This is a genomic window from Streptomyces sp. NPDC001315, from assembly GCF_042896175.1.
Taxonomy (GTDB): domain Bacteria; phylum Actinomycetota; class Actinomycetes; order Streptomycetales; family Streptomycetaceae; genus Streptomyces.
Genome location: NZ_JBIAWZ010000009.1, coordinates 220,127 through 243,306 on the forward strand (window position 1 = coordinate 220,127; position 23,180 = coordinate 243,306).

The 23,180-nt window shown below is 70.1% G+C and carries 18 protein-coding genes and 1 pseudogene; 8 read left to right on the top strand and 11 right to left on the bottom strand.

Annotation, left to right across the window (positions count from 1 at the left end; genetic code table 11):
• Positions 1–34 precede the first annotated feature (34 nt).
• A complete protein-coding gene (locus ACFY16_RS25165) occupies positions 35–1,210 on the top strand; it encodes an anhydro-N-acetylmuramic acid kinase (protein ID WP_390649431.1) in 1,176 nt (391 codons plus the stop codon).
• Positions 1,211–1,336: 126 nt separating this feature from the next.
• Here the strand turns inward: ACFY16_RS25165 and ACFY16_RS25170 are convergent, their stop codons facing one another.
• On the bottom strand, positions 1,337–3,973 hold the full coding sequence (locus tag ACFY16_RS25170) for an amino acid permease (RefSeq protein WP_390649432.1): 2,637 nt from the start codon (positions 3,971–3,973) through the stop codon (positions 1,337–1,339).
• Between the two features lie 75 nt (positions 3,974–4,048).
• Here ACFY16_RS25170 and ACFY16_RS25175 point away from each other — a divergent pair.
• A pseudogene (locus ACFY16_RS25175) lies at positions 4,049–4,244 on the top strand (RNA polymerase subunit sigma-24); the annotation flags it as partial.
• A gap of 74 nt (positions 4,245–4,318) precedes the next feature.
• Here the strand turns inward: ACFY16_RS25175 and ACFY16_RS25180 are convergent.
• Complete coding sequence (locus ACFY16_RS25180; RefSeq protein ID WP_390649433.1) at positions 4,319–4,756, bottom strand: cytidine deaminase; 438 nt, start codon at positions 4,754–4,756, stop codon at positions 4,319–4,321.
• 477 nt (positions 4,757–5,233) lie between these two features.
• Positions 5,234–5,905: a histidine phosphatase family protein gene (locus ACFY16_RS25185; RefSeq protein WP_390649434.1), complete on the bottom strand. Its 672-nt coding sequence runs from the start codon at positions 5,903–5,905 to the stop codon at positions 5,234–5,236.
• Positions 5,906–6,523: 618 nt separating this feature from the next.
• On the opposite strand from ACFY16_RS25185, the gene ACFY16_RS25190 reads away from it, so the two are divergent.
• The 3 genes from ACFY16_RS25190 (at position 6,524) to ACFY16_RS25200 (ending at position 9,588) form a co-directional block, all read left to right on the top strand.
• Complete coding sequence (locus tag ACFY16_RS25190; protein WP_390649500.1) at positions 6,524–7,186, top strand: response regulator; 663 nt, start codon at positions 6,524–6,526, stop codon at positions 7,184–7,186.
• Complete coding sequence (locus ACFY16_RS25195) at positions 7,183–8,292, top strand: sensor histidine kinase (protein WP_390649435.1); 1,110 nt, start codon at positions 7,183–7,185, stop codon at positions 8,290–8,292. The genes ACFY16_RS25190 and ACFY16_RS25195 overlap by 4 nt, the downstream gene beginning before the upstream one ends.
• Before the next feature lie 198 nt (positions 8,293–8,490).
• Positions 8,491–9,588, top strand: a complete 1,098-nt coding sequence (locus ACFY16_RS25200) for a MerR family DNA-binding transcriptional regulator (RefSeq protein ID WP_390649501.1) — start codon at positions 8,491–8,493, stop codon at positions 9,586–9,588.
• Positions 9,589–9,728: 140 nt separating this feature from the next.
• Here ACFY16_RS25200 and ACFY16_RS25205 read toward each other — a convergent pair whose 3' ends face one another.
• The 5 genes from ACFY16_RS25205 to ACFY16_RS25225 all read right to left on the bottom strand — a co-directional run bounded on the left by ACFY16_RS25205 (position 9,729) and on the right by ACFY16_RS25225 (position 14,766).
• Positions 9,729–11,012, bottom strand: coding sequence for an NAD(P)/FAD-dependent oxidoreductase (locus ACFY16_RS25205; RefSeq protein ID WP_390649436.1), 1,284 nt, complete (start codon positions 11,010–11,012; stop codon positions 9,729–9,731).
• A 312-nt stretch (positions 11,013–11,324) separates the two neighbouring features.
• Entirely contained in the window at positions 11,325–11,864 is a 540-nt protein-coding gene (locus ACFY16_RS25210; protein WP_390649437.1) for a MarR family winged helix-turn-helix transcriptional regulator, read from the bottom strand.
• A gap of 125 nt (positions 11,865–11,989) precedes the next feature.
• Positions 11,990–12,232, bottom strand: coding sequence for a hypothetical protein (locus ACFY16_RS25215; RefSeq protein WP_390649438.1), 243 nt, complete (start codon positions 12,230–12,232; stop codon positions 11,990–11,992).
• Between the two features lie 213 nt (positions 12,233–12,445).
• Positions 12,446–14,071 carry a sensor histidine kinase gene (locus tag ACFY16_RS25220; protein ID WP_390649502.1) on the bottom strand — a complete coding sequence of 542 codons (1,626 nt, stop codon included), beginning with the start codon at positions 14,069–14,071 and terminating at the stop codon, positions 12,446–12,448.
• Between the two features lie 32 nt (positions 14,072–14,103).
• Positions 14,104–14,766, bottom strand: coding sequence for a response regulator transcription factor (locus tag ACFY16_RS25225; RefSeq protein ID WP_390649439.1), 663 nt, complete (start codon positions 14,764–14,766; stop codon positions 14,104–14,106).
• Positions 14,767–14,912: 146 nt separating this feature from the next.
• Here ACFY16_RS25225 and ACFY16_RS25230 point away from each other — a divergent pair, with 146 nt between their 5' ends.
• On the top strand, positions 14,913–15,476 hold the full coding sequence (locus ACFY16_RS25230; RefSeq protein ID WP_390649440.1) for a PepSY domain-containing protein: 564 nt from the start codon (positions 14,913–14,915) through the stop codon (positions 15,474–15,476).
• Positions 15,477–15,818: 342 nt separating this feature from the next.
• Here the strand turns inward: ACFY16_RS25230 and ACFY16_RS25235 are convergent, their stop codons facing one another.
• The 3 genes from ACFY16_RS25235 to ACFY16_RS25245 are packed head-to-tail and all read right to left on the bottom strand — an operon-like array spanning position 15,819 to position 18,337.
• On the bottom strand, positions 15,819–16,931 hold the full coding sequence (locus tag ACFY16_RS25235) for an RICIN domain-containing protein (RefSeq protein WP_390649441.1): 1,113 nt from the start codon (positions 16,929–16,931) through the stop codon (positions 15,819–15,821).
• 33 nt (positions 16,932–16,964) lie between these two features.
• A complete protein-coding gene (locus ACFY16_RS25240; protein ID WP_390649442.1) occupies positions 16,965–17,912 on the bottom strand; it encodes a hypothetical protein in 948 nt (315 codons plus the stop codon).
• Between the two features lie 14 nt (positions 17,913–17,926).
• A complete protein-coding gene (locus tag ACFY16_RS25245) occupies positions 17,927–18,337 on the bottom strand; it encodes a hypothetical protein (RefSeq protein WP_390649443.1) in 411 nt (136 codons plus the stop codon).
• A 195-nt stretch (positions 18,338–18,532) separates the two neighbouring features.
• On the opposite strand from ACFY16_RS25245, the gene ACFY16_RS25250 reads away from it, so the two are divergent.
• Both ACFY16_RS25250 and ACFY16_RS25255 read left to right on the top strand, forming a co-directional pair.
• Entirely contained in the window at positions 18,533–18,958 is a 426-nt protein-coding gene (locus ACFY16_RS25250) for a hypothetical protein (protein ID WP_390649444.1), read from the top strand.
• Positions 18,958–23,031 carry a CHAT domain-containing protein gene (locus ACFY16_RS25255; protein WP_390649503.1) on the top strand — a complete coding sequence of 1,358 codons (4,074 nt, stop codon included), beginning with the start codon at positions 18,958–18,960 and terminating at the stop codon, positions 23,029–23,031. The genes ACFY16_RS25250 and ACFY16_RS25255 overlap by 1 nt, the downstream gene beginning before the upstream one ends.
• Positions 23,032–23,180: the final 149 nt, after the last annotated feature.

A 23,180-nucleotide genomic window follows, 5' to 3' on the forward strand; every position in this document is an offset into this window, starting at 1 on the left:
CCCGGCCTGTGCGGCGCGAGGCCGGGGAGGGGCCGTGCGTGTGATCGGCCTGATGTCGGGCACCTCCTACGACGCCATCGAGGCCGCCGCCGCGGACCTCGCCCTGGACGGTGACGCCCTGCACCTGCACCCTCTCGGACACCTGTCCGCCCCCTACCCGGAGGACGTGCGGGGCCTGATCGCCGCCACCCTGCCGCCGGCCGCCACGACCACGCAGGCCGTGTGCACCCTGGACACCCGCATCGGCCAGGCTTTCGCCGACGCGGCCGAACGCGCCCTTCACGAGCTGTGCGACGGTGCCGCGGACCTGGTGGTCTCGCACGGCCAGACCATGCATCACTGGGTCGAGGACGGCGCCGTCCGCGGCAGCCTCCAACTCGGCCAGCCCGCCTGGATCGCCGAGACCACCGGCCTCCCTGTCGTCTCCGACCTGCGCAGCAGAGACGTGGCGGCGGGCGGGCAGGGAGCCCCGCTGGTCGGCATGACCGACACCCTGCTGCTGCGTGGCCTGCCCGGCACGCCTGCCGCGCTCAACCTGGGCGGCATCGCCAACATCACCGTCCTCGTGCCCGGCGCCGACCCGCTGGCCTTCGACACCGGCCCCGCCAACGCCCTGCTGGACGCGGCCGTACGGCACTTCACCGGCGGCGCCGTTGCCTACGACGCGGACGGGCGCATGGCCGCCGCCGGGCGGACCCACCCCGAGCTGCTCCGCGTCCTCCTGGACGACCCCTACTACCGCAGGCCGGCCCCGAAGAGCACCGGCAAGGAGCACTTCCACCTGCCCTATCTGCAACGAGCCCTCGAAACGCTGCCCGCAGCCCGCCCCGACGACGTACTGGCCACGCTGACCCGGCTGACCGCAGTCACCGTCACCGACGCGTGTCGCGCCCACGGGGTCACCCAGCTCGTCGTCTCTGGCGGCGGCGTGCGCAACCCGGTGCTGATGGGCATGATTGCCGAGAAACTGCCCGGTGTCCCGCTGCGCCCCAGCGAAGAGCTGGGCCTTCCGTCCGACGCCAAGGAGGCTTTGGCCTTCGCCATCCTGGGCTTCCTCACGGTCCACGGCCTGCCCGGCACCCTCCCCTCGGGCACCGGAGCCCACCGGGCCACGCTGCTCGGCAACATCACCCCCGGCCTGTCGCCGCTGCGCCTGCCCGAACCGGCCCCACGAGCGCCGCGAGTGCTGCGGATCGCACCCTGCCCCTGACCACGGCACCGAGGACCCCATGAGCCGTGCCGCCACCTCGGTTGTGCCGCACTGGTCCCAGCAGAAGGAGAGGGGCGCAGTTGACCGGGGTCCGGGGTCCGATGGCGGCGGATGGCGCGGTCGGAGCTATTGGCCGTCCGCCGGCGGCAGGTCTTGCTCGGTCCAGAGTGTCTTGCCGGTGCGGGTGTAGCGCGTGCCCCAGTGGTGGGTCATCTGAGCGATGATGAACAGGCCCCGGCCTCCCTCGTCGTCGCTGGCGGCGTGCCGCAGATTGGGCGCGGTGTGGCCGGTGTCGGAGACCTCGCAGATCAGGGTCCGGTCGCGGATCAGGCGTACCTGGATAGGGCCGCCGGCGTAGCGGATGGCGTTGGTGACCAGTTCGCTGACGACGAGCTCGCTGGTGAACGTCAGGTCGTCCAGCCCCCAGTCGCGGAGCTGCTTGCTGACGGCGGTGCGGATGGTGGCCACCGCCGCCGGGTCCGCGGACAGTTCCCACTGGGTGAACTTGTTCCGGTCGAGCAGGCGTGTACGGGTCATCAGCAGCGTCGCGTCCTCGTCCACCGGCCCGGGCAGCAGGCTGGTCACCGCACGGTCGCACAGCTCTTCCAGGGACGCTCGGTCGTCGGCGAGGACGTGGGACAGTTGCGCGAGCCCGGCGTCACGGTCCTCGGCCGCCTGGAGGAGGCCGCCCGTGAAGAGGGCGACGAGACTGCCCGGCGGGAGCTGCAGTTCCGTGCTCTCGTAGGGCAGGCCCTCCATTCCCAGCGGCGGTCCGGGGGGCAGCTCCGTACAGTCGGCGACGCCCGTGTGCGGGTTGACGACCGCCAGCACCGACTCCCCGGCCCGTGCCATGCTGCACTTCCCCGAGACGGGGTTGTACACCGCGTACAGGCAGGACACGCCCAGGGCCTCGTCGGCCTGCGGCCTCAGGTGGATCGGGCCGTGGCCGACCCCGCGCTCGTGCGCGGTCTGCTCGACCAGGTCGTCCAGGCGGGACAGGAGCTCGTCCGGGCTCAGGTCCAGCCGGGCCAGGACGCGCACACCCGTACGCAGCCGTCCCATGGTGGCTGCGGCGCGCAAGCCGTGACCGAGCACATCCCCGACGACCAGGCCGACCCGGGTGCCCGACAGGGGGATGACGTCGTACCAGTCGCCGCCCACCCCGGACCCGCTGTCGGCGGGCAGGTAGCGGCTCGCCGAGTCGACGGCGGCGTGTGGTGGCAGGCGGTGCGGAAGCAGGCTGCGCTGGAGTTTGAGGGCCACGGTGTGGCCACGGGTGACCACCGGCATCAGCAGGAGACCGATCAGCAGGGCGCCCAGACCCAGGGCGGTGACCCCGCCCGTCCGTCCGATCAGCGGCACGTCGACGGTGGTCGCGCCGTACCCGGGGTTCGCGTAGACGACGAAGGCGGCGTAGAGGAACAGCAAGAGCATGATCAGCCCGCCGAGCCCTGGCAACACGCCCTTGAAGATCAGGTTTTTGGCGCTGTGGGTGAGGACCTTGCGGTGATACCAGAGGCAGGCGAAGCCGGTCAGTCCGTACTGGAACGCGATCGCGAGGCCGATCGAGTCGATCGAGTCGGCCAGGACATTCCGGCTGAACGACGTCAGCAGGACCAACAACGCGATCGAGGCCGCTCCCATGCCGATGGTCCCCCAGGTGGGGGTGAGGAACCTGCGGTGGACCCGGGCGAACCGGGGCGGGACGGCCTTGTGGACCGCCATCGAGAAGACGGTCCTGGCCAGGGGCAGGATGGTGGTCTGGGCGGAGGCCAACGCGGAGGTCAGCACCATCAGGATCAGCAGTCTCGACAGGAGCAGCCCCGTGTCCTGGCTCCCGAACACGGCCTCGCCCAGTCCGGAGAACACATCGTCCGCGTTGTGCGCGTTGCCGAGCCCGATACCCGAGGTGCCGACTCCCGCGAACGCCTGCGCCGAAGTGGACACCAGCCCGTACATGATCAGGAGCAATACGGTGGACATGACCGCGGCGCGCCCCGGGGTGCGGGTGCTGTCGACGGTTTCCTCGTTGACCGAGAATGCGGTGTCCCAGCCCCAGTAGATGAAGACCCCCGCGAGGATGCCCGAGGTCAGGGCCTTTACCGAGGGCACCTCGAAGGGGTTGAACCAGGAGGCGGAAACGTGGAGCGCCGTCGCGGGAGGACTGGTGTAGACCCTGACCAGCGCGGCGACGGCGAACAGGATCAGCATCACCACTTCCAGGCACAGCAGCCAGCGCTGGACAACCGCCGAGACCCCGATGCCGACGTAGCAGATCGCGGTCATCACGGCGATCCAGACGATGCCCGCCGCGGTGGTCCACAGCCGGTTGTCCGCCAGTTCGTCCAGGCCCACCAATCGGAAGCCGTAGGAAGCGGCGATCTCGGCCAGGTTCGCCATGACGAGGATGTTGGCGACGATGAGGCCCCAGCCGCCCATCCAGCCGGTGCGCGGTCCGAAGGCGCGGGTGGCCCAGGTGAAGGTGGTCCCGCAGTCCGCGTTGCTCGCGTTGAGCTCCCGGAAGGCGTACGCGACCAGCAGCATCGGAATGAAGGCCAGCATGGTGACGATCGGGGCCTGCAGTCCGACCCCCGCCACGATGATGCCCAGCGTGGCGGCGAGGCTGTACGCCGGGCCGGTGGAGGCCAGGCCCATGACGACCGAGGAGAACATGCCCAGGGCATCGTTCTTGAGCCCTTTCCGGCCGGCCCCCGTCCCGGGAGCGGGGCGGTCGGCGGACACGGCGCCGCGGAAGTGCCTCACACTTGATTCCAACGCCGGGCCACTCCCTCTGCAACAGCGCAGCGGGGCCAGCAGGAAAGCCGTCGGTCACACAACCGGGTAGCCCGGAACTTCGCGGCGGCCGAGGACGCCGTACAGGAGGCACCCTCCGAGGGATGCGAAGGGCCGACTGGTCAGCGTGGCCTGGCGCCGGTTCCTCGACGCGTGGCGGGCGGACGCCGCTCGCCGCCGGCGTGCGGACCTCGTTGCCGAGGAGCCGGCGCCCGGGCCCGCTGTGGACGACCCGCTCCAGCATCGCCGCAGGTCACCGACCTGGCCCCTTACCAGTGCCGCATCAGGCAACCTTCGCCCTGTTGCTGCCCGGCGTCAGCTCGTGCTGAGTGGTGTGGTTTGCTCAGCGTCGAGTTGGTGGTCGGCCCAGACGTAGCTTTCTGGGAGCAAGTCGGTGATGGAGACGGTTCGGAGATGGTCGCCGGCGCCGACGACGACCTTCAGGGCTGGGAAGTAGTCGAGAAGGGCTTGGCGGCACCGGCCGCACGGGGGAACGACCCCCCGGTCACGGTCGCCCACGGCGACGATCGTGTCCAGCTCGTAGGCGCCCTGGGCGGCCGCCGTGCCGATGAGGACCAACTCGGCGCAAGGGCCGCCGGTGAAGTGGTAGGCGTTCACCGCCGTGATGATCCGGCCGTCCCGGGCGCGGGCCGCGGCCGCCATGGTGTGGTTGTCGCCGCGGCATCGAGTGCGCGCGACGTGGGCTGCGGCCTGGATGAGCTCGTGGTCGACGGGGTGGGGATGTCTGGTCATCGTCTCTGCCTTCGTGCGGTGTCAGGAGACGTTGGCGCGAGTGACGATGGTGCGCAAGCGAATATCGGCGGTGTGCTTGTTCCAGGTGATGTAGCCTGCCCGGCGCTCGAGCAAACCCCGCCCCGGGATTTCCGCGGATGTCCGGAGCGGGGTTCGTGCTTTTCCGCGGGCTTGAGAAGGCGTGCCGCGTCGGCGTGGTCAGACGGAACGGCCGTGGTGGCGCGCCTCCGGCGGAGGGCGTAACGGCCGTCCTCCACCGCCTGGATCTCACCCACGATGCGCGGAGGACGCAGGCCGTGCGCGCAGTCGTCGGCGTCCGCTGGTGGCGGTGGTCAGTCGTGGTAGTTGATGTGGCCGTGGTCGTCCGTGTCGTTGGCGCGTTTGGTATCCCGGCCGCGATGGAGCCGGGGACCGTCGAGGAGCCCCGCACGGTGGTCCCCCGTGCGGACGTCCTCGGGCCGTGGGCCGGCGGAGCGGTCAGGCGACGGGTCCGTAGGTGGCGCCCGTGCGTACCCACGCGGTCGGTCCGGTACCGCACCGAACGCTCTGAGGGCGCCCCCACACGTCCTGGGTGTCCCGCCGGACGTGTCGCGGAGTGCCGTAGCGGAACCAGACGTTGTTCCAGCTGTCGTCGCGGAATATGAGGGAGACGGTGGACGGCCAGGGCATGTCGAGATGCCAGAAGGCTCTCACGGGTGCGGAGAGGGCATGGACGAGCGCCGCCCGGATCACGGACGATTCGACAATGGCCAGTGCACGGTGGGTGTCAGGCGGTATGTGGCTCAGCCAGTGGGCGGTTCGCAGGCAGAGCTGGCGCACCGACTCGCCGCCGTGCGGTGCAGAATCCGGGTCGGTGAGCCAGGCCGAGTACCCGTCGGGGTCGCCGGCGGCCACGTCGGCGACCGCGCGGCCGTACCACTGGCCGTAGTCGAAGTCGCGCAGGGCGGGCTCGGGCGTGGCCTCCACACCGAGCGCAGCGGCGGTTCGCGCGCAGCGGGTCGACGGTCCACGGACGGCCAGCGAGTAGGGAGGAAATCCCGTGTGGGCGGAGCTTGGCTGCGGCGGGCCGGTCTCGCGGGGGGACGGGTCACCGAAGACCCTCGTCATTTCCTCGGTGGTCGCGCTCAGAAAAGTCAGACACATCACCATACGCCTGACCTCCTTAACTGCCGTGCCACGCTGCGTGGTGGGGCACTACACCGTTGGCTGATGGATGCGATGGGCGGGTGTGGGCGGTCAGCGCGTATCCGAGCGCGATCAGAACGACAGCGCGGATGAGCACGCGGCCCACCGCCTGCCGTCCCGCGCGCCCGGTCCGCGGCTGCGGCCGGCCCGTCAGAAGAACCAGAGTGAATCCGGCCGGCAGCGCGAACAGCGCAGCGGACCGGCCGTCGGCAACCTTCAGGTCCCAGCCGGACAGGCCGCCCACCGAAGGTTTCGGGGCGCACGTGCGCGGCGAACATGAGCAGGACGGCCACACCGTGGGCCAGGCCCAAACCGCCCCACCATCCAGTCGATGACGTGCGGAAAGGGAAGTCGTCGTCCGTCGGTTTCGCGGCGGGCGACACGGTCGACGGTGTGTCGTGCGTCATTGCTCCAGGGTCCGTGCGCGCTGGCGGTGACGACCATCCGGCAGGTGTCCGGAACCCCCCCGCCGACTGGCTGGCGCGGCTGCGACTCCGGGCATGATCCGGTGTACGGCACCAGGCAGGGCGCCCCTCGCCGTGGTACGAATCGGACAGTGGTCCGATGGCGAGTGGAGCACGAGTGATCCGGGTACTGGTGGTCGACGACGAGGCCCTGATCCGCATGGGCTTCCAGCGCATCCTCGACACGGCCGACGGCATCGAGGTCATCGGGGCGGTTCCCGGCGGCCAGGCACTCCGGACGGCGCAGGAGACAGCCCCCGACGTCGTGCTGCTGGACATCCGGATGCCGGACGTCGACGGACTCACCGTCCTGGCCGAACTCCGCCGGCTCCCGCACCCCCCGGTGGTGGCCATGCTCACGACGTTCGACATGGACGAGTACGTGGCGACGGCGCTCCGCTCGGGCGCCGCGGGATTCCTGCTCAAGGACACGGACCCCGAGGAGCTGCCGTTCCTGGTGCGTTCCCTGGCCGACGGCGGCACCGTACTGTCGTCCAAGGTGACCAGGACCGTGGTGGACGGCTACCTGGACGCCGGCTCACAGGACCGCGCCGCCGGCAGCCTCGACCAGCTCACGGACCGAGAGCGGGCCGTACTCGTCCTCATCGCCGAGGGACTGTCCAACACCGACATCGCCAGGCGGCTGTACCTGAGCACCGGCACGGTCAAGGACCACGTAAGCGCCATCCTCACCAAGCTGCAGGTGGGCGGCCGGGTCCAGGCCGCCCTGCTCGCCCAGCGGGCCGGCCTCCTCAAGGAGGAAGGGGATACCCACGGATGAATCCCCGCCGCCTGCCCACGCCACTGCTGGACGCCCTGCTGGTCGGCGTCTCGCTGCTCGACATCTGGGTGCACTGGGACGCCCACGAGCGGCTGCGCATGGCGTGTGCCCTCGGCGCCGCCTTCGCCCTGCTGCTGTACCGCCGCCTGCCGCTGCTCACATTCCTGCTCACCCTTCCCGCCGTCCTGCTCTCCGACGCGGTCATCGCCTCTATGATCGCGTTGTACACGCTCGCCTCGGTCACCCGCCACCGCACCCTCCTGGCAGTCTGCGCCCTGGCGTTCACACTGAGCGACATGACCTCGTGGCCATCCCCGGTCTTCGACCTGACGCGGGCCTCCACGCTGATCACGCTCGGCTACACCGCTGCGACGGCGGCCGCGCCCGTCTTCCTCGGCCAGCTCGTCCAGACGCGGCGCGACCTGTCGCTGCGACTGGCCGAGATCTCCGAGGCCCGGGACCACCAACAGCTGCTGACCGCCCAGGCTGTCCTGGCCAGGGAACGGGCCCAGCTTGCCCGCGAGATGCACGACGTGGTGTCCCACCAGGTCAGTCTGATCGCAGTACACGCCGGAGCGCTCCAGGTCGGCACCCGCGACGCGGAAGCCAAGGAAGCAGCCGGCACCATTCGGCGGCTCAGCGTCCAGACCCTCGACGAGCTGCGCCACATGGTCACCGTCCTGCGCGCATCCGGCGGGCGCCCCGCCGAACTGACCCCGCAGCCGTCCCTGGCCGACCTCGAGCAGCTGGTCGGCAGCAGCGGCATCGAGGTACAGCTGACGACGGACCTGCCCGAGGGCCTGCCGGCGACCGTCCAGCGCGCCGTCTACCGCACGGTCCAGGAAGCACTCACCAACACACGCAAACACGCCCCCGGCGCCACCGCGACGGTGTGTATCCACCACGAGGGCAGCGCCGTCCGCGTCACCGTCACCAACACCGCACCCACCCGGCCGGCCCTGCCCCTGCCCAGCGCGCACTACGGCCTGGTCGGCCTGCGTCAGCGCGCCGCGCTGCTCGGCGGCACCGTGACCTTCGGTCCCACGGTCGACGGCGGCTACGAACTACGCCTGGAACTTCCAGCAGCCGGCACAGCCCCTGGGTAGCGCGCTGGCCACGTCGGCACGTAGGCATTTCCGCACACGGAGCTGCTCAGGCCATGCCGCCGTCACACTACTGGGCACCGAGCGACGCCGGCGGTGTGCCGCGGTGCCCGAGTGGTACTGCCGCCTGCCGTGAGTGAGGGTCTTGACCCTCACGTGGCGTCAGGCTGCATAGTCGGTGCCGTGGAGGATCACTGGACCGTGGGACGCGTGGCCGAGCTGGCCGGCGTGAGCGTCCGCACGCTGCATCACTATGACCAGATCGGACTCGTTCGGCCGTCGGCGCGGACCGCGGCCGGGTACCGGGCCTATTCGGCGGGCGACGTGGAGCGGCTGCGGGAGGTGCTGGCTTATCGGCGGTTGGGCTTCGGGTTGCGGGAGGTTGCGGAACTGGTCGGCGACCCGTCCACCGACGCGGTCGCGCACCTGCGCCGACTGCGCGGCCTGCTGCTGGAGCGGCGTGACCGCGCTGACGCCATGGTGGCGGCCATCGACAGAGAACTTGAGGCACGGGCGAAGGGACGGACGGTGACACCGGAGGAGCAACTGGACATGCTCGGCGCACGGCTGTACGACGCGATCGGCGGCGCTTACACCGCGACGCGGCGTACCGAGCCGCGGATCGCCGCGCAGATCTGGGACGCGCTCGGGGACGCGCGGACGGTGCTGAACGTCGGGGCCGGCACCGGCTCCTACGAGCCTGTTGAGCGGGACGTGACTGCGGTGGAGCCATCGGCGGTCATGCGGGGGCAGCGGCCTGCCGGCGCGGCGCCGTGCGTGGCCGCCGCCGCGGAGAGCCTGCCGTTCGAGGACTACTCCTTCGACGTCGCGATGGCCGTCTCCACCGTTCACCACTGGGGGGACCCGATAGCGGGGCTGCGCGAGATGCGGCGGGTGGCCCGCCGCGTGGTCGTGCTCACGTTCGACACCGACGAGCCCGGATGGCAGGACCGGTTCTGGCTTACCCGCGACTACCTGCCCGAGTTCGCGGCCGTCCTCGCAGAATTTCCCTCGCTTGCTGGGATGGCGGACGCGATCGGCGCCCGCGCTGAGCCGGTGCCCATCCCGTGGGACTGCGCCGACGGCCTCTTCGAGGCGTACTGGCGCCGACCGGGGGCGTATCTGGAGGATCACGTGCGCCGTGCGATGTCGGTGTGGACGAGGGTCGGGCCGGAGGCCGAGCAGCGGGCGGTACGAAGCCTCAGCGACGACCTCGACTCCGGCCGTTGGGCCGAGCGCAACAGCGACCTCGCCGACCTCGACGCGGCAGATCTCGGCCTTCGCCTGCTCATAGCTTGAACCGCGTCGCAGCGTCAGTGTCATGGCGGCTCCTGGACGGCCCGCCGGTCATTGGGGTCTGCGGTGCGGTAGAAATCGGCTGCCGTGAGGTCGGTGGGGACGCCGAGTTCGGCGGCGAGTGGAGTGGGGAGGGGAGCCGGTCATGACCCTGTGCGTGACAGGTGCGCGGGTGGCACAGCCGCCCCGCGATGCTTGATGTTGACGACCGAAGCCCTGGCCACTGCCACGGGGTTCAAGAAACGCAGCGGACCGATCAGGCGGGATGCGAACAGATGCACGTGCCGAGCCACCGACTCATCGCGCGCTGCTGCCGAAAACATCAGCCGCTCCAAAGGATTGAACGGACGGGACTTGGCGAAGTCGGCGGCCAGGTACTGGTGACCGCGCAGCCGGCGCCGGTGTCTGCGTGCGTACACCATGAGCGACCTGTTGAGGTCCCCCCGACCGGTTGCGGCGGAGGCGACCGCCTCAGCCAACCATTGCGCGGACTGCAGAGCCCACCCGCATCCCACTCCCCACAGGGGATCGCCGGTCAGGGCGGCGTCGCCGATGAGCGCGACGCCCGGTGCGGTCGGCTTGCGGCTGTGAAGCGGGTAGTTGACCGTGCCGGTGATCTTCGTGATGCGCTCGGCGGAGTCGATGGGCGGTGCCTCGGGTAGGGCGCGGACGAATGCGAAGAAGCTGCCCTCCAGGTCTTCCCGGAAGGCCGGCAGCCGTTTCTTGTCCGGGAGCACCGCGATGACCGTCACGCCGTCGTCGTTCGGAAACGCGTACGCCATGTCGGGTTCGAGGAACCAGGTCTGACCGATCCCGCCGCGCAGCGGGAGGTTGCGGAAGTGCGCGAGATAGCCGAACCGCGTGTTCTCGTACTCTCGAGCAGGCACCCCGGCGAACTTCGCCACGGCTGAGTCCTTGCCATCGGCACCGACCACCAGGCGGGCCCGGATCTCGCGCTCGCCCTGTGGAGTCGACGCGCGCACTCCCAAGGTTCGCCCGGCTTCCCGGACCAGCCCGGTCACACGGTGACCGAGGAGCACGTCGACGCCAGGAGTCTTGGCCGCATGGGACCTGATCAACGGGTCGAGGGTGCTGCGCCGAATGTTGTACGCGTACGGCAGCTCGGGGCCCGCCGGCGCGGCCCTCGGCTCGATCCATCCCCAGCGGGTGTACCAGCGGGCGTCGTTGCGGACGGCGCCCGCCTTCTCCAGAGCGGGGATGAGGCCGAGTTCGTCCAGCACGGGGTAGGCGCTGGCCTGGAGGGAGTGGCTGCAAAGCACCTTGTGCGCTTCAGGGTCCGAGCGGCGTTCCAGCAGTGCGACGCGGACACCGCGCCGAGCGAGCAAGATCGCCGCGGCGCTGCCGGCGAGGCTGGCTCCGCTGATGACGACCTCGTAGTCGTATCCCGCGCTCTCAGGCTTGGTCATGCGCTGATCGCCCCCTTCGGGTGTGGTGCCGTTCGTGGGAGTGGTGCAGTGCCACTGGTGTCAGGAACATGGCTAATTGTCAAGCGAGGACCACCTGCGCATCGCGATCGCGGGGCCGGGCGGTAATCGCCGGCACTGCCGGCCCCTGCGGGGCGCCGGACAGACGTCCGGGACGACGGCCACATCATCGCCCTGGAGCGGGGGTGCCGGCGTCGTTCGCCGAGCAACTGCGAGGCCAGCTCAGGAGCGTGCGCTCGCCGTTCGCAACTCGTCTGGTCGGGCCTGCTCCTTGTTGACGGTGCGTGCGGGCCGTCAGGCCGGGCTGTCGGCGGGCGCCTCGTCGGAGTCGAGGATCGAGATCTCCAGTTTGCGCAGCAGCCGGGCGAGCTGACGCCGTTCGGAAGGGGAGAGACCAGCCAGCATCCGCCGCTCGTTGTCCAGGTGCTCGGCGAAAACAGTGTCGACCGTGACCAGTCCCTGCTCGGTGAGACGCGAATATACGAGCCTGCGGTCGTCCGCATCCCGTTCGCGGACGATCAGCCCGTCCTTCTCCAGCCGGTCGATCCGCAGGGTCACCCCGGCGGAGGAGACCAGGCCGGAGTCGGCGAGCTGTCCGGCCGTCAGCCGGTATGGCTCACCGGACCGCCGGAGCGCGGTGAGCACGTCGAAGCCGGCGACGGACAGGCCTCGGCGCTCGATCGAGGAGGTGAGCCGGGTGTTGTACCGCAGGAAGGAGCGGTGTAGCCGGGCGAGGACCTCCAACGGGCTGGTGTCCAGCTCGGGGCGTTCACGCGCCCAGTCCTCGATCACCTGCGCCACGGCGTCCAGGTCTGCCGGCCTCGATGTAGCCATGCCCGTCCCCTCGTACAGCGGCCGCGAAGATTCTCACGGTACTGAGAATCTTACTGCTCAAAGGACGGCCTCCCGCCGGGGAAGCTGTGCCGGTCAGCCGAGCGAACGCCGCCGCAGCGCCCGGATCAGCACGACCGCCGCCAGGACCGCCGCCGGTTCGGCTGCCTTGCGAAGCAGCACGGGCAGCGCCGCCGCCCCGAGGCCTCGCTCGCCGCCGGCCCGGCGGCGAGCGAGGCCTCCGGCTCCCGCAACAGCGCTTCGAGACGGGCGGCGTGCGGCCGGACGATGCGGTCGCCGACCTCGTTCATGATGCGGCGGCCGAACTGCGCGGGGCGGCCGGTGGTGTCGAGGTCGGTGCCGACCCACATACGGGTGCCGGCCAGGTCGGCGGTGAGCGTCGCGGTGACGGTGGCCGACGTGGTGCCCGCGCCTTGGGTCTCGCTGTCGCTGAGGTCGAGTCCACCACCTTCACGCCACCCCGACCCACCCCCCTCACCCCGAGGATCGGACCACCGGACGGCGACCGCACACGGCCACGCCGCGCCCGAAAAGCCCGGAAACCCCCAGGCACACACAGAGTTCTAGAGACGCTGTTCCATCGGTGCAGGGTCATGCCGGACGGCGCGAGCGGGAGCCGCCGCCGCGGGGAGGCGCAGTTCGAAGAGCGCGCCCCCGGACGGCGCCTCGCCCGCGGTCAGCGTGCCGCCGTGGCGCCGTGCCACGTCGCGGGCGATGGCCAGGCCCAGGCCCGCGCCGCCGTCGTCGCGAGTGCGCGCGTCGTCCAGCCGGACGAACCGCTCGAAGATCCGCTCGCGTTCGGCGGCCGGCACACCGCCGCCGTCGTCCGTGACGGTGAGGACGATCCGGTCGCCCTGCCGCCGTATGCGCACGGCGACCTCGGCGCGCGCGTGCCGCTGCGCGTTGTCCAGGAGATTGCCGATCACCCGAACCAACTGACCGCGCGAACCGGCTACTTCGTGCCCCGCTTCGGCGTCGACCGACACCGGCCTGCGGTCGGTGGGGCGGCGCCCCACCTCCTCGCGGACCAGCTCGCCCAGGTCGACCGGCCCCTGCCCCGGCCGCTCCCCGGCGTCGAGCCGGGCTAGCAGCAGCAGGTCGGCCGCGAGGTGCTGCAGTCGCTCCGTGTCCTTGACCGCGCCGGGCACGTCCAGCAGTTGCGGGTGCGCCGAGCCGACTTCCAGTTGGGTGCGCAACGAGGCGATGGGGCTGCGCAGTTCGTGCGAGGCGTCGGCGACGAAGCGGCGTTGCCGGTCGACGGCGGCCTCCAGCGCGGTCAGCGTCTCGTTGGTGGTGCGGGCCAGCCGGGCCACCTCATCATGCGAGGCGGGTTCAGGCACACGCCGGGAGAGGTCCTCGGAGGCGGTGATCGCCGCCATCTCCCGCCGGATGCCCTCCACCGGGGTCAGCGCGCGCCGTGTCACCAGCCATGTCACCCCGCCGACGACCAGCAGCACCAGCGGCAGTCCCGCCAGCATCGCCGTCCCGGTGCTGCGGACCGCGGTCTCGCGTGCCGTCAGCGAGGCGCCCGCGTGGACGAACACCGTCCGGCCCCCGAGATCCGTGGCCTTGATCGTGGCGAACCGGTACGGGGCGCTCCGCCCGTCGACCACTGCCCGCCCGGAGCTCTCCTGGACGGTGTCGCTGATGGTCCCGATGGCCGGGTCGTTCGTGTGGGGCGTCGCGCTGTCGTCCGTTCCGTGGTCGTCCGTCGCGCTGTCGTCCGTCCCGCGGCCGTCGCTACCGCGGTCCCGGCCCCGGCCACTGCCGTGCCCGCCGCCGTGATCGTCGGCCGTCTCGTCGTTCCGGTCGGCAACGGGAGCGCGAGACGAGGTTGGGGCCGGGGAAGCGGACGCGGACGGGGACGCAGCTGCCGGCGAGGCGGTGGCCCGCGGCACGTGCACGGCCGTCACACCGGTGCCGCGGATGCTCTCCAGCCCCCGGCCGACTGCCAGCAGTCGGCCGTCCTCGTCCGTCACCTGCACCGGGACCCCTTCCCGTACCCCCTCCGGCAGCGGCAGCCGGGCGCCGCCCCCGCGCCAGGTGGCGACACCGAGGGCGATCCTGCGGGCTGTGTCGTTGGCCTCGCTCTGCGCCTGCTCCGTGAGGTTCGTGCGCAGCGACAGCAGCACCGCGATCCCGGCGGCCATCAGCGCGACCGTCACCACGGCTGTCGCCCCCAGCACCATCGTGGCCTGGACGGAACCGAACAGCCGCCGCCTCACGGCGCCACCATTCGATAGCCGGCGCCGCGCACGGTCTGGATCGTGTCCGTGCCGAGCTTGCGGCGCAGCGTGCTGACGTAGACCTCGACGATGTTCGGGTCGCCGTCGTAGGCGAAGTCCCAGACGTGCTCCAGGATCTCGGGTTTGCCGACCACCTGCCCGGCTCGTGTCGCGAGCTGTTCCAGCACGGCGAACTCCTTCGCGGTGAGCGTCACTTCCGTCTCGTTCCGGCACACCCGGCGGGTGGCCGTGTCGACGACGAGCTGCCCGACGCGCAGCACCGGCGACGCGCCCGCGGAGCCGCGGCGGCGCAGCAGAGCCTTTACGCGCGCCACCAGCACGACGTACGAGAACGGCTTCGTCAGGTAGTCGTCGGCCCCGGTGTCCAGGCCCTCCGCCTCGTCGTATTCGCCGTCCTTGGCCGTGAGCATCAGGATCGGCACGTCGTGGCCCGCCGCGCGCAGGGCCGCGCAGACGCGGTAGCCGTTGAGGCCCGGCAGCATGATGTCGAGCACCACCAGGTCGTGGACGCCCTCGGCGGCCAGGTGGAGCCCCTCGGTCCCGTCGTGGACGACGTCCACGGCGAAGCCCTCGGCCCGCAGGCCCTTCGCCAGCGAGAGCGCGAGCCGCTTCTCGTCCTCCACGATCAACAGGCGCATGTGCCCAGCCTCCCAAATGGAACCTGAAGGGATCTTCAGGTGGCTTCAGGTCTCCTTCAGCTTGCCCCCGGCACATTGGCGTCACGGAACAGACAGGACACAGACGAGACACAGGCCGGACAACTGCCCGGCCGGGGAGGCCCATCATGAAGCGCACCACCTCGATCGCCACCGCCTTCGTGGCCGCCATGCTCATCGGCGGCGGCAGTTACTCGGCGCTCGCCGCCGGCGGCAGCGACCGGCACGGTAGCGGTTCCGAGGATCGGCCGGTGGTGACGGCGTCGCCGTCGCCGTCGTCTGTGACGGCCGCACAGGCGGCAGCCGCCGCGCAGAAGATGTACCCGGGCACCGTCGCCAAGGTCGACCTCGACGACGACCACCCGGGCTACTGGGAGGTGTACGTCGTCGGCGCCGACCACGTCCGCCGCGAAGTGCGCGTCGACGCCCGCACGGGCGCTGTCACCATGGACCGGCGAGGCAGCGACGACCGCCCGGGTGACGGCCAGGGCGTGCACACCGGGGGAGGCGGCCACGGTCGCGAAACCAGCGGGCAGGACGACCGTCCAGGAGATGACCACGGTGGCGCCATGGGCGGCGGTGACGACCGCCGGGGTGACGACCACGGCGTACACGACCACGTCGGTGACGACAACGACAACGGCGGCGGTCGTGGCCGGGACCGTGACGGCCACAACGACGACGACCGCTGACGGGACGCGATGGGACGCGTCGGAGCAGGCAGGACGGGCCACGCGTGTCAGTATTGCGCCCCGGTGTTCCCTTCCGTCGATCCCGATGGGGAGGGCGCGGAACACACTGGCCGAGGGGGTTGACGGGGCTCACACCTCATCGCCCCCAACGTCCGGGTCCACGAAACCCGGCGCGCGCCCCGTGATCTCGCGACCTGCACGTTCGCCGGGCGGGGTGCTCACCGACTGTGGATGCCGGCGTTTGCGCGAGACATGCTGCCGGCGAAGGGGCGGCTCCTACGGCGGCGCCTGCCACAGGCGGTCTGAGTGCCTTCGGCTCTGGCCGGGCTGCCTGGGGCCGGGTCACAGGATGGCGATGTGAAACGGCTGGTCGGAGGCGTTGCCGCCGCGTCCGGTTATCACCCGGACGGTGTTGGGGGTGTCGGAGTCGCCGATGTAGACCTCGCTGCCCGGGGCTGCGTTCCGGTCGAGTGTGGCCTGGTAGGCCGCTCCTTGCAGCTTTACGGAGGCATGCACGTTGACGTCGTAGCGGCCCGTGCCGAGCTTGGTGACCCTGGTGATTCCCTCGGCACGCACCAGGGTGCCGTCGGCACGGACCACGGCGGTGGCGCGCACGTAGAGGGCGTTGATCTGCTGGTCGATGACGACGCGCGCTTCTTGGACAGGGATCAGGCGCCACTGCTGCGTGACAGAACCGCTGGCCGCATTTTGCACGACGTGGTGGCTCTTCGTGCCCGCGCTCACGACGTCCAGGAGCATGCCGCTGGAAGCGTTGATGAGGGTGTAGGTGTCTTCCGCGGTCCGCGTGAAGTGCCACTGCTGATGAAGGCTGCCGTCGGCCTCCCACTGATGGAGCTTGGCACCGTCCTCCGTACTCCCTGCAGGGATATCCAGGCACTTGCTGCTGAAGACGTTGCGCAAGGTGTAGCGGGCGTCGCCCACCTGGGCCAACTCCCACTGGTGGATGACCTGGCCATGTCCCCGCATGGCTTGCGCAGCCACGCCGTTGTCCTTGCTCTCGCCGGCGAGGCCCAGGAGATAGCCCCACTTCCGCTCAGCCAGTAGGTATACGCGGTTCTCCGGCAGCGACTCCCGGGAAGGGACGCCGATGTGCACCGACTCGATGGACTTGCTCCAGCGTCTGGTGTCCCAGCTGTCGTCCGATACACGCATGCCATCAAGGTTCGTGCGAGCGCCCCCGTTCGGGACAATGAGCTGGTTGGACACGAAGGCGGGCCCGGTGCAGCAGGTCACGTCGTACCCGGTGCGGTTCACCAACGACATGCCCTTTCCCTGGAAGCCGTAGGCGGACAGGTCGACGACGCTCTCGTCACTGACCAGGACGCGATTGGCGTTGTCACCGCCGTCCGTGTTGAAGTGAGGGTTGCCGTAGAGCGCCCATGAGCCTCTTGGGCAGGCAGCCGTACCGCAGTCCGTGACCACCTCGACAGGCACTCCGTCTCCCCTCCTGCTGACCGAACCGAGCGGTTAACCGGGCGATGCTCCGGTGGATGTGGGTGCGGTGGGGGCCCGGGCGCGGAGATGTTGGGTGAGGGCGTCGCCCAAGGCAGGGTCGGAAGGGCCCACGTGGGCGATGCCGAGTTGGGTCGCCAGGTCGGTGGCATGAAGGCGGACGGCCGCTTCCAAGAGTTGGGCGTAGGTGTCGACGGCATTACGTATGCGGTACCTGGCGGTCAGGGCGAGGGCAGCGGCGAGCGGGGCGGCAGGCCACCACCATGCGGTCAGCGGGGTGTAGAGCAGGGCCCAGCCCCCCAGGGCGGCGGCGCGAGTGAGAGCCCGCTCCGCGCTGGTGATCTCGACGCGGGTGGTTTCGGGCACAGTCAGCCACAGGTGCGGCCACAACACCGACACGTCGAGATGATGGTCACGCTGCAAGCGTACGGCTGCTGCCTGGATGCGGTCACCGCTCCAGGTGGGGCGGTCCGGTTCCTCAGCGGCGATGCGCTGCACGGCGAGGAACGCAGCCCTACGTGGCGCAGGATCGGGCCTGCTCCCTGTGCGGGCCAAGGACCGTGCGTCGGTGTTGAGTTGCTGCTGGTAGCGGTGTACGGCGGCGATCCAGCGGGCGCGGCGGCGAGTCACGACAGTGCGCGCACACCGCGCCAGCGGAGTCGGCCAGATGTGCCAGTCCGCGGCCAGTGCGGTGCGCTGGATCAAGCTCCCCAGGCCCTGGGCAGCCAGTCCAGCCCCAGCAGCGGCGGCAAGGACCGCGCTGATCAGCACCACTTGGCCACCGACCGTGGTGACGGCGGGACTCCTGGCCCACTGGGTGATCCGCTCGGTGAGGCGGACGTAGTCCAAGGCGTGGGTCTGACCGAGAATGCGGGCGGCGGCGGCAGTGGCCAGGAAGAGGGCCCCGGGGAGCACCAGCAGAGACAGCCATCGCTCGGCGAGCTTCTGCCCCAGGGCACTCAAGAACCCGTTCACCACTACAACCGCTCTGTGCGGAGGGGTTGGCCGCTGATGAGACACCGGGCTGCGCCGCAGCTGCCGGGCCAGGCATGACGCGAGCACTGATGGATCGGGCACAGCAGCACCCGTTCGTCGGGTGTGGGTGCACCGACACCGATCGGCTCCAGACCGCGGGCCTGGCCACGGATGCCCGCGGCGTCGCCTGCGGCCAGCAGTGCCTCGTGGAGCGTGCTCAGCGGTGCGGCGAGATCCTCCCCGCCGTGCAACGCTGTCAGAAGGCACTCCAGCGGGACCACGCCATCACGGCCGTATGCTTCCAAAGCCGTGCGGATGCGGTCCAACTGGTCGCACACGTAGGCGATGTCCTCGCGCAGGTCCGGAGCGGTTCCGTCGTCGTACTGGTTCGCCTGATCAGCCTGGTCACGCACCCCGTTCCCCCGTCGTCTGAGAGCCTTCACGGCGATGGCGCGGCCGCGTGCCTGGGGTGTGCGGCACCCGGTCCACCGCCGAAGTGCTCATGATGTCCGAATCGACCATGGCTGGGCAACAGTCGCCTCGAGTTTCATAATTGACGACTCGGCAGGTGTGTGCGGGGGTGGTTCGTGCAACGGCGTGATGAGCTGATGGCGGCCGTGGGGGCACGCGTCCAGCGGGTGAGTGTGACGAGCGACGATTTCGAGGTTCTTTCCCCGGCAGCATGCGCGGAGGCACGCCATCTGTTCCGGTACGCCGACGCCGACCCGGCCGATCTGGAAGTGGCGTACGTCCTGGGCCGGCTGCACTACCGTCGAGCCCTTGCTCTCCCACGCGCGGTCGCCGAGCAGGATCGGGAGGCCACGATTCGCCTGTTGACGAAATGTTTCATTGCGGGGAGAGAAGACCTGCCGCAGCCTCTGCTCGCCGCCCTTGCCGAGGCGGCCGTCCACGCCGCACAGGACCTGACGAACGCCATCGTCATGTGGCCGCGAGGCGCGCTGCCGTCGAAGCCGTCCCTCACGATCATCCCGAACGTGGCAAGTATCCGGACACTTCCAGAGCGGCTCTCGTGATGCACTTCGACCGTCTGGGGGAGTTGACGGATCTGGATGAGGCAGTGGAGGCGAGTCGCGCCGCCGTCCGGGCCACTCCGCTCGATCACCCCGACCACGCCCACTTACTGTCCAGGCTCGGGCACTGCCTCGTGAGGCGCTTCGAGCACACCGGGCAATTGGGGGATGCGGACGAGGTGGTGGAAATCCTCCGCACCACCGCCCACGGACATCCTGAACACGTCGCGATCCTGTCCAACCTTGGCTGCGCTCTGGTGAAGCAATGCGAGCCCACTGGGCAGTTGGAGGAGCTGGCCGAGGCAGCGGCAATACTCGGCACCATAGCCGAAGTCACCGCCGGCGATCACTTTCACCATGCCACCAACCTTGTCTATCTCGGCATCGCCCGGCTGAGGTGCTTCGAGCGCACCCGTGAGCCGGGGGACATGGAGGAGGCGGTGGAAGCGGGTCGTGCGGCCGTCCACGAGGCCGGCCGCGACCACCCTCACTACGCCACTGCGCTTTCCAATCTTGGCAACGCCTTGCTCGCGCGGTTCAAACACACGGGGGAGTCGGGGAACGTGGACGAGGCGGTGGAGGCAGGTCGTGCCGCCGTCCAGGTCACCCCTCGAGATGATCCGAACTACGCGGTCCTCCAAACCAACCTCCGCGAAGCTTTGATGGCGCGGTTCGAGCGCACCGGACAGTTGAGCGATCTTGATGAGGCGGTGGCGGCCAGTCGCACCGCCGAGGCTGCCCTCCACGATCATCCGCACCCCGCCCGCGTCCTGGACCATCTTGGGTACGCCCTGGGGGTGCGGTTCAGTCGTACGGGCGATGTGACGGATGCGGACCAGGCCGTGCAGGCATATCGGGGCGCACTCGAGGCCACCCCCCACGACGACCCCGATCGCGTCGGCCGCCTGGGCAGATTTGCCCACGCCCTGAAGGAGCGGTTCAGGCGGTTCGGGGCGGTGAAGGACTTGAATGAAGCGGTGGACGCGGGCCGCGCAGCCTCGGATGCCACTCCTCAGGGCCATCCCGGCCGCGCCGCGCACCTCAGTTCTCTCGGCCACCTCCTGCAGATGCGGTTCGAGCGGTTCGGGGCGCTGGGGGATCTGGATGAGGCGGTGGCGGCGAGCCGCGCCGCCGTCCAAGCCGCCCTTCATGACCACCCCAGGCACGCCCACTTCCTGGTCGACCTCGGCATCGCCCTGGGGAGGCGCTTTGAGTACACCGGTGATTTGGGGAATTTGGATGAGGCAGTGGCAACAATCCGGGCCGCCGTCGAAGCCACGCCCCCCAGCCGTCCCGAGCACGCCGGTTACCTGGTCAATCTCGGCGCCGTCCTGGGGAAGGGTTTCGAGCGTACGGGTGACCTGAGGGATCTGGACAAGGCAGTGGCCACGGTCCGTACCGGTGTCGAAGCCACACCCCTCGACCACTCTTTCCACGCCAGGTATGCGAACTGTCTCAGCGGCATCCTGCTGCGGCGCTTCCATCACACCGGGGAGCTGAGGGATGTGGATGAGGCGCTGGCCACGATCCGTGCCGTCGTCGATGCCACACCTCCTGACCACCCCGAGCACGCGGCCTTCCTCGTCGGCCTCGGCCGTGCGCTGGAGAGCCGGTTCGAGCGGAGCGGCGAGCTGAGGGATCTGGACGAGGCAGTGGAGACGATTCGCGCAGGCCTCCAAGCCACCCCTGACGATCACGCCGACCGCGGCAAGCATCTGACGGCGCTCGGCTTGGCGCTGGACAGTCGCTTCGAACGTACCGGGGACGTGGGGGATCTGGGTGAGGCGCTGGCCATGATCCGCGCCGGTGTCGAAGCCACGCCTCCCGACCACCCCGAGCATGCCATCCGCCTGGCCAATCTCGGCGTGGCGCTCTCGCGACGCTTCAGGCGCACCGGGAATCCGGGAGATCTGGACGAGGCATTGGGAGCGATGCGCGCCGCCATCGCGGTGACACCCGACGACCACCCCAGCCAAGCCCTGAACCTGAACTGTCTCAGCATCACCCTTCAGATGCGGTTCGAGCACACTGGGCAGTCGAGCGACCTCCATGAGGCAGTGGTGGCGAGCCGTGCCGCGGTCCGGGCCATTCCCCATGACGCCCTGAGTCGCGCCTCCGTCCAGTTCACGCTGGGTCGGGCCCTGGAGTTGCGGTTCGGGCATACGGCGAATCCAGCCGATCTGGAAGAGGCGATGGAGGTGACTCGCGCCGCCGTCGCAGCCACCCCCCAGGACCTCCCCGCCCGCGTCGGACGCCTGCTCGGGCTCGGTGTGATTCTGATGACGCGATACGAGGGCACAGGGGAGCCGGCCGTCCGGGAAGAGGCAATGTCCGTGCTGGGGCAGGCGGTCACGAATCACGTGGGTCGGCCGGGGCAGCGGATTTCTGCGGCACGTCGGGCAGCGGCCCTGGCCAGGTCATCGGATCCGGGCCAGGCCGCCGATTTCCTGGCACAGGCAGTACTGACACTGCCGGAGATGGTTCCGCGCCGGTTACGCCGCGGTGACCAGCAGCATGCCCTCGGCAGCTATGCCTCCGGTCTCGCGGCCAACGCAACCGCCCTGGCCCTGGACGACACCAGAGGCAGCGAAGGGCAACGAGCTGCCCAAGCGCTCAGGCTGGCGGAGGCAGGGCGGGCCGTCCTCCTGTCCCAAGCCTTGGACACCCGAAGCGACCTGACCGACCTAAGCACCCAACACCCCGAACTGGCCAAGCGTTTCACCGAACTCCGCGAGCTGCTTGACGCGGACCCCGCAGCCACGGTCACCGTGTCCGACGCCCACCTGGCAGAGCGGACGGGCGGTCGTGTGCGTCACCAACTGGTTGCAGAGCTGGGGAAGTTGCTGCGGCGCATCCGGGCCTGTGAAGGGTTCGGCGACTTCGGCCTGCCGCCACGTCCCGAAGAGCTGGTGGCGGAGGCTGCACACGGACCCGTCGTGACGTTCAACGTCAGTCTCTACCGCAGCGACGCCATCCTGCTCACCCGCAACGGCATCAGCTCCTGCCCGCTGCCCGGACTCACTCACGACACCGTGATCGAGCAGGTCAACACCTTCTACCGGGCCCTGGCCGAGACGACGGCGCCCAACGGTGATCGCATCGCCGCCCAGCAGACGGTCCGTCGGACCCTGGAGTGGCTCTGGGAAGCGGCCGCCGAGCCGGTGCTGTCCGCCTTGGCCGCGCAGGGCGAGGTCATCGCCGCTGAGACGGGTGAGCAGGCCGGGTCGGGCAGTCGGCCGCTGCCGCGGGTGTGGTGGTCGCCCGGCGGGCTGCTCGGCCTGCTGCCTCTGCACGCCGCTGGATTTCACACCGATCCCGCGCCCGGGCCGCGCCGCAGGACAGTCATGGACTGGGTGATCTCGTCATACACTCCGACCATCCGGGCACTGCGCCACTCTCGCAGACAAGGTGTCCGGCCCGTCGGCCAGCACCAGTCCCTGATAGTCGCGATGCCTACCACCCCGGGCCACGTTCCACTACGGCATGTCCCCGAGGAGATTCGCCGGATCCGGCCCTTGCTGCACCGACCGGTCCAGCTCACCGGACCCGCCCCGGCCCCCGATGGTGCTCGCCCGGTCCAGAGCACGGACACTCCGACCGCGGAGGGAGTCCTCACCCGTCTCCCTTCCTGCACCATTGCCCACTTCGCCTGTCACGGCGCCACCGACCCCACCGACCCGTCCCGGAACGGGCTACTCCTGTCCGATTACGCCACCGCACCGCTGACTGTCTCCACACTTGCTCAAGTCAACCTAGAACAGGCGCAGTTGGCTTACCTCTCCGCCTGCAGCACCGCGATCCCTGGAAACTCCAGCCTGCTGGACGAGGCCATCCATCTCACCAGTGCCTTCCAACTCGCAGGATTCCGCCACGTGATCGGGACGCTGTGGCCGATCGACGACCGCCTGGCCGTCGAGGTCGCCGAATCCTTCTACACCCGCCTGAGCAGCGGCCCGCACGGACTGCTCAAGCCCGATCGGGCCGCCACGGCCCTGCATCACACCATCCGTGCGGTACGCGACCGCTACCCGGCCACCCCCTCCCTCTGGGCGGGATACCTCCACGCCGGCGCGTAGCCGATCAAACGGCGCCTGTACAAACCCACCAACGGTCGGTGTCCGCCGAGACACCGCCCACGAGCCGCTCGGACCTCACCCCTGCAGGCGGCTCCGGTGGCGCTGCCGATCACCCCGGTCACCAAGTCAAGTCCCGGCCGGACTCTCGA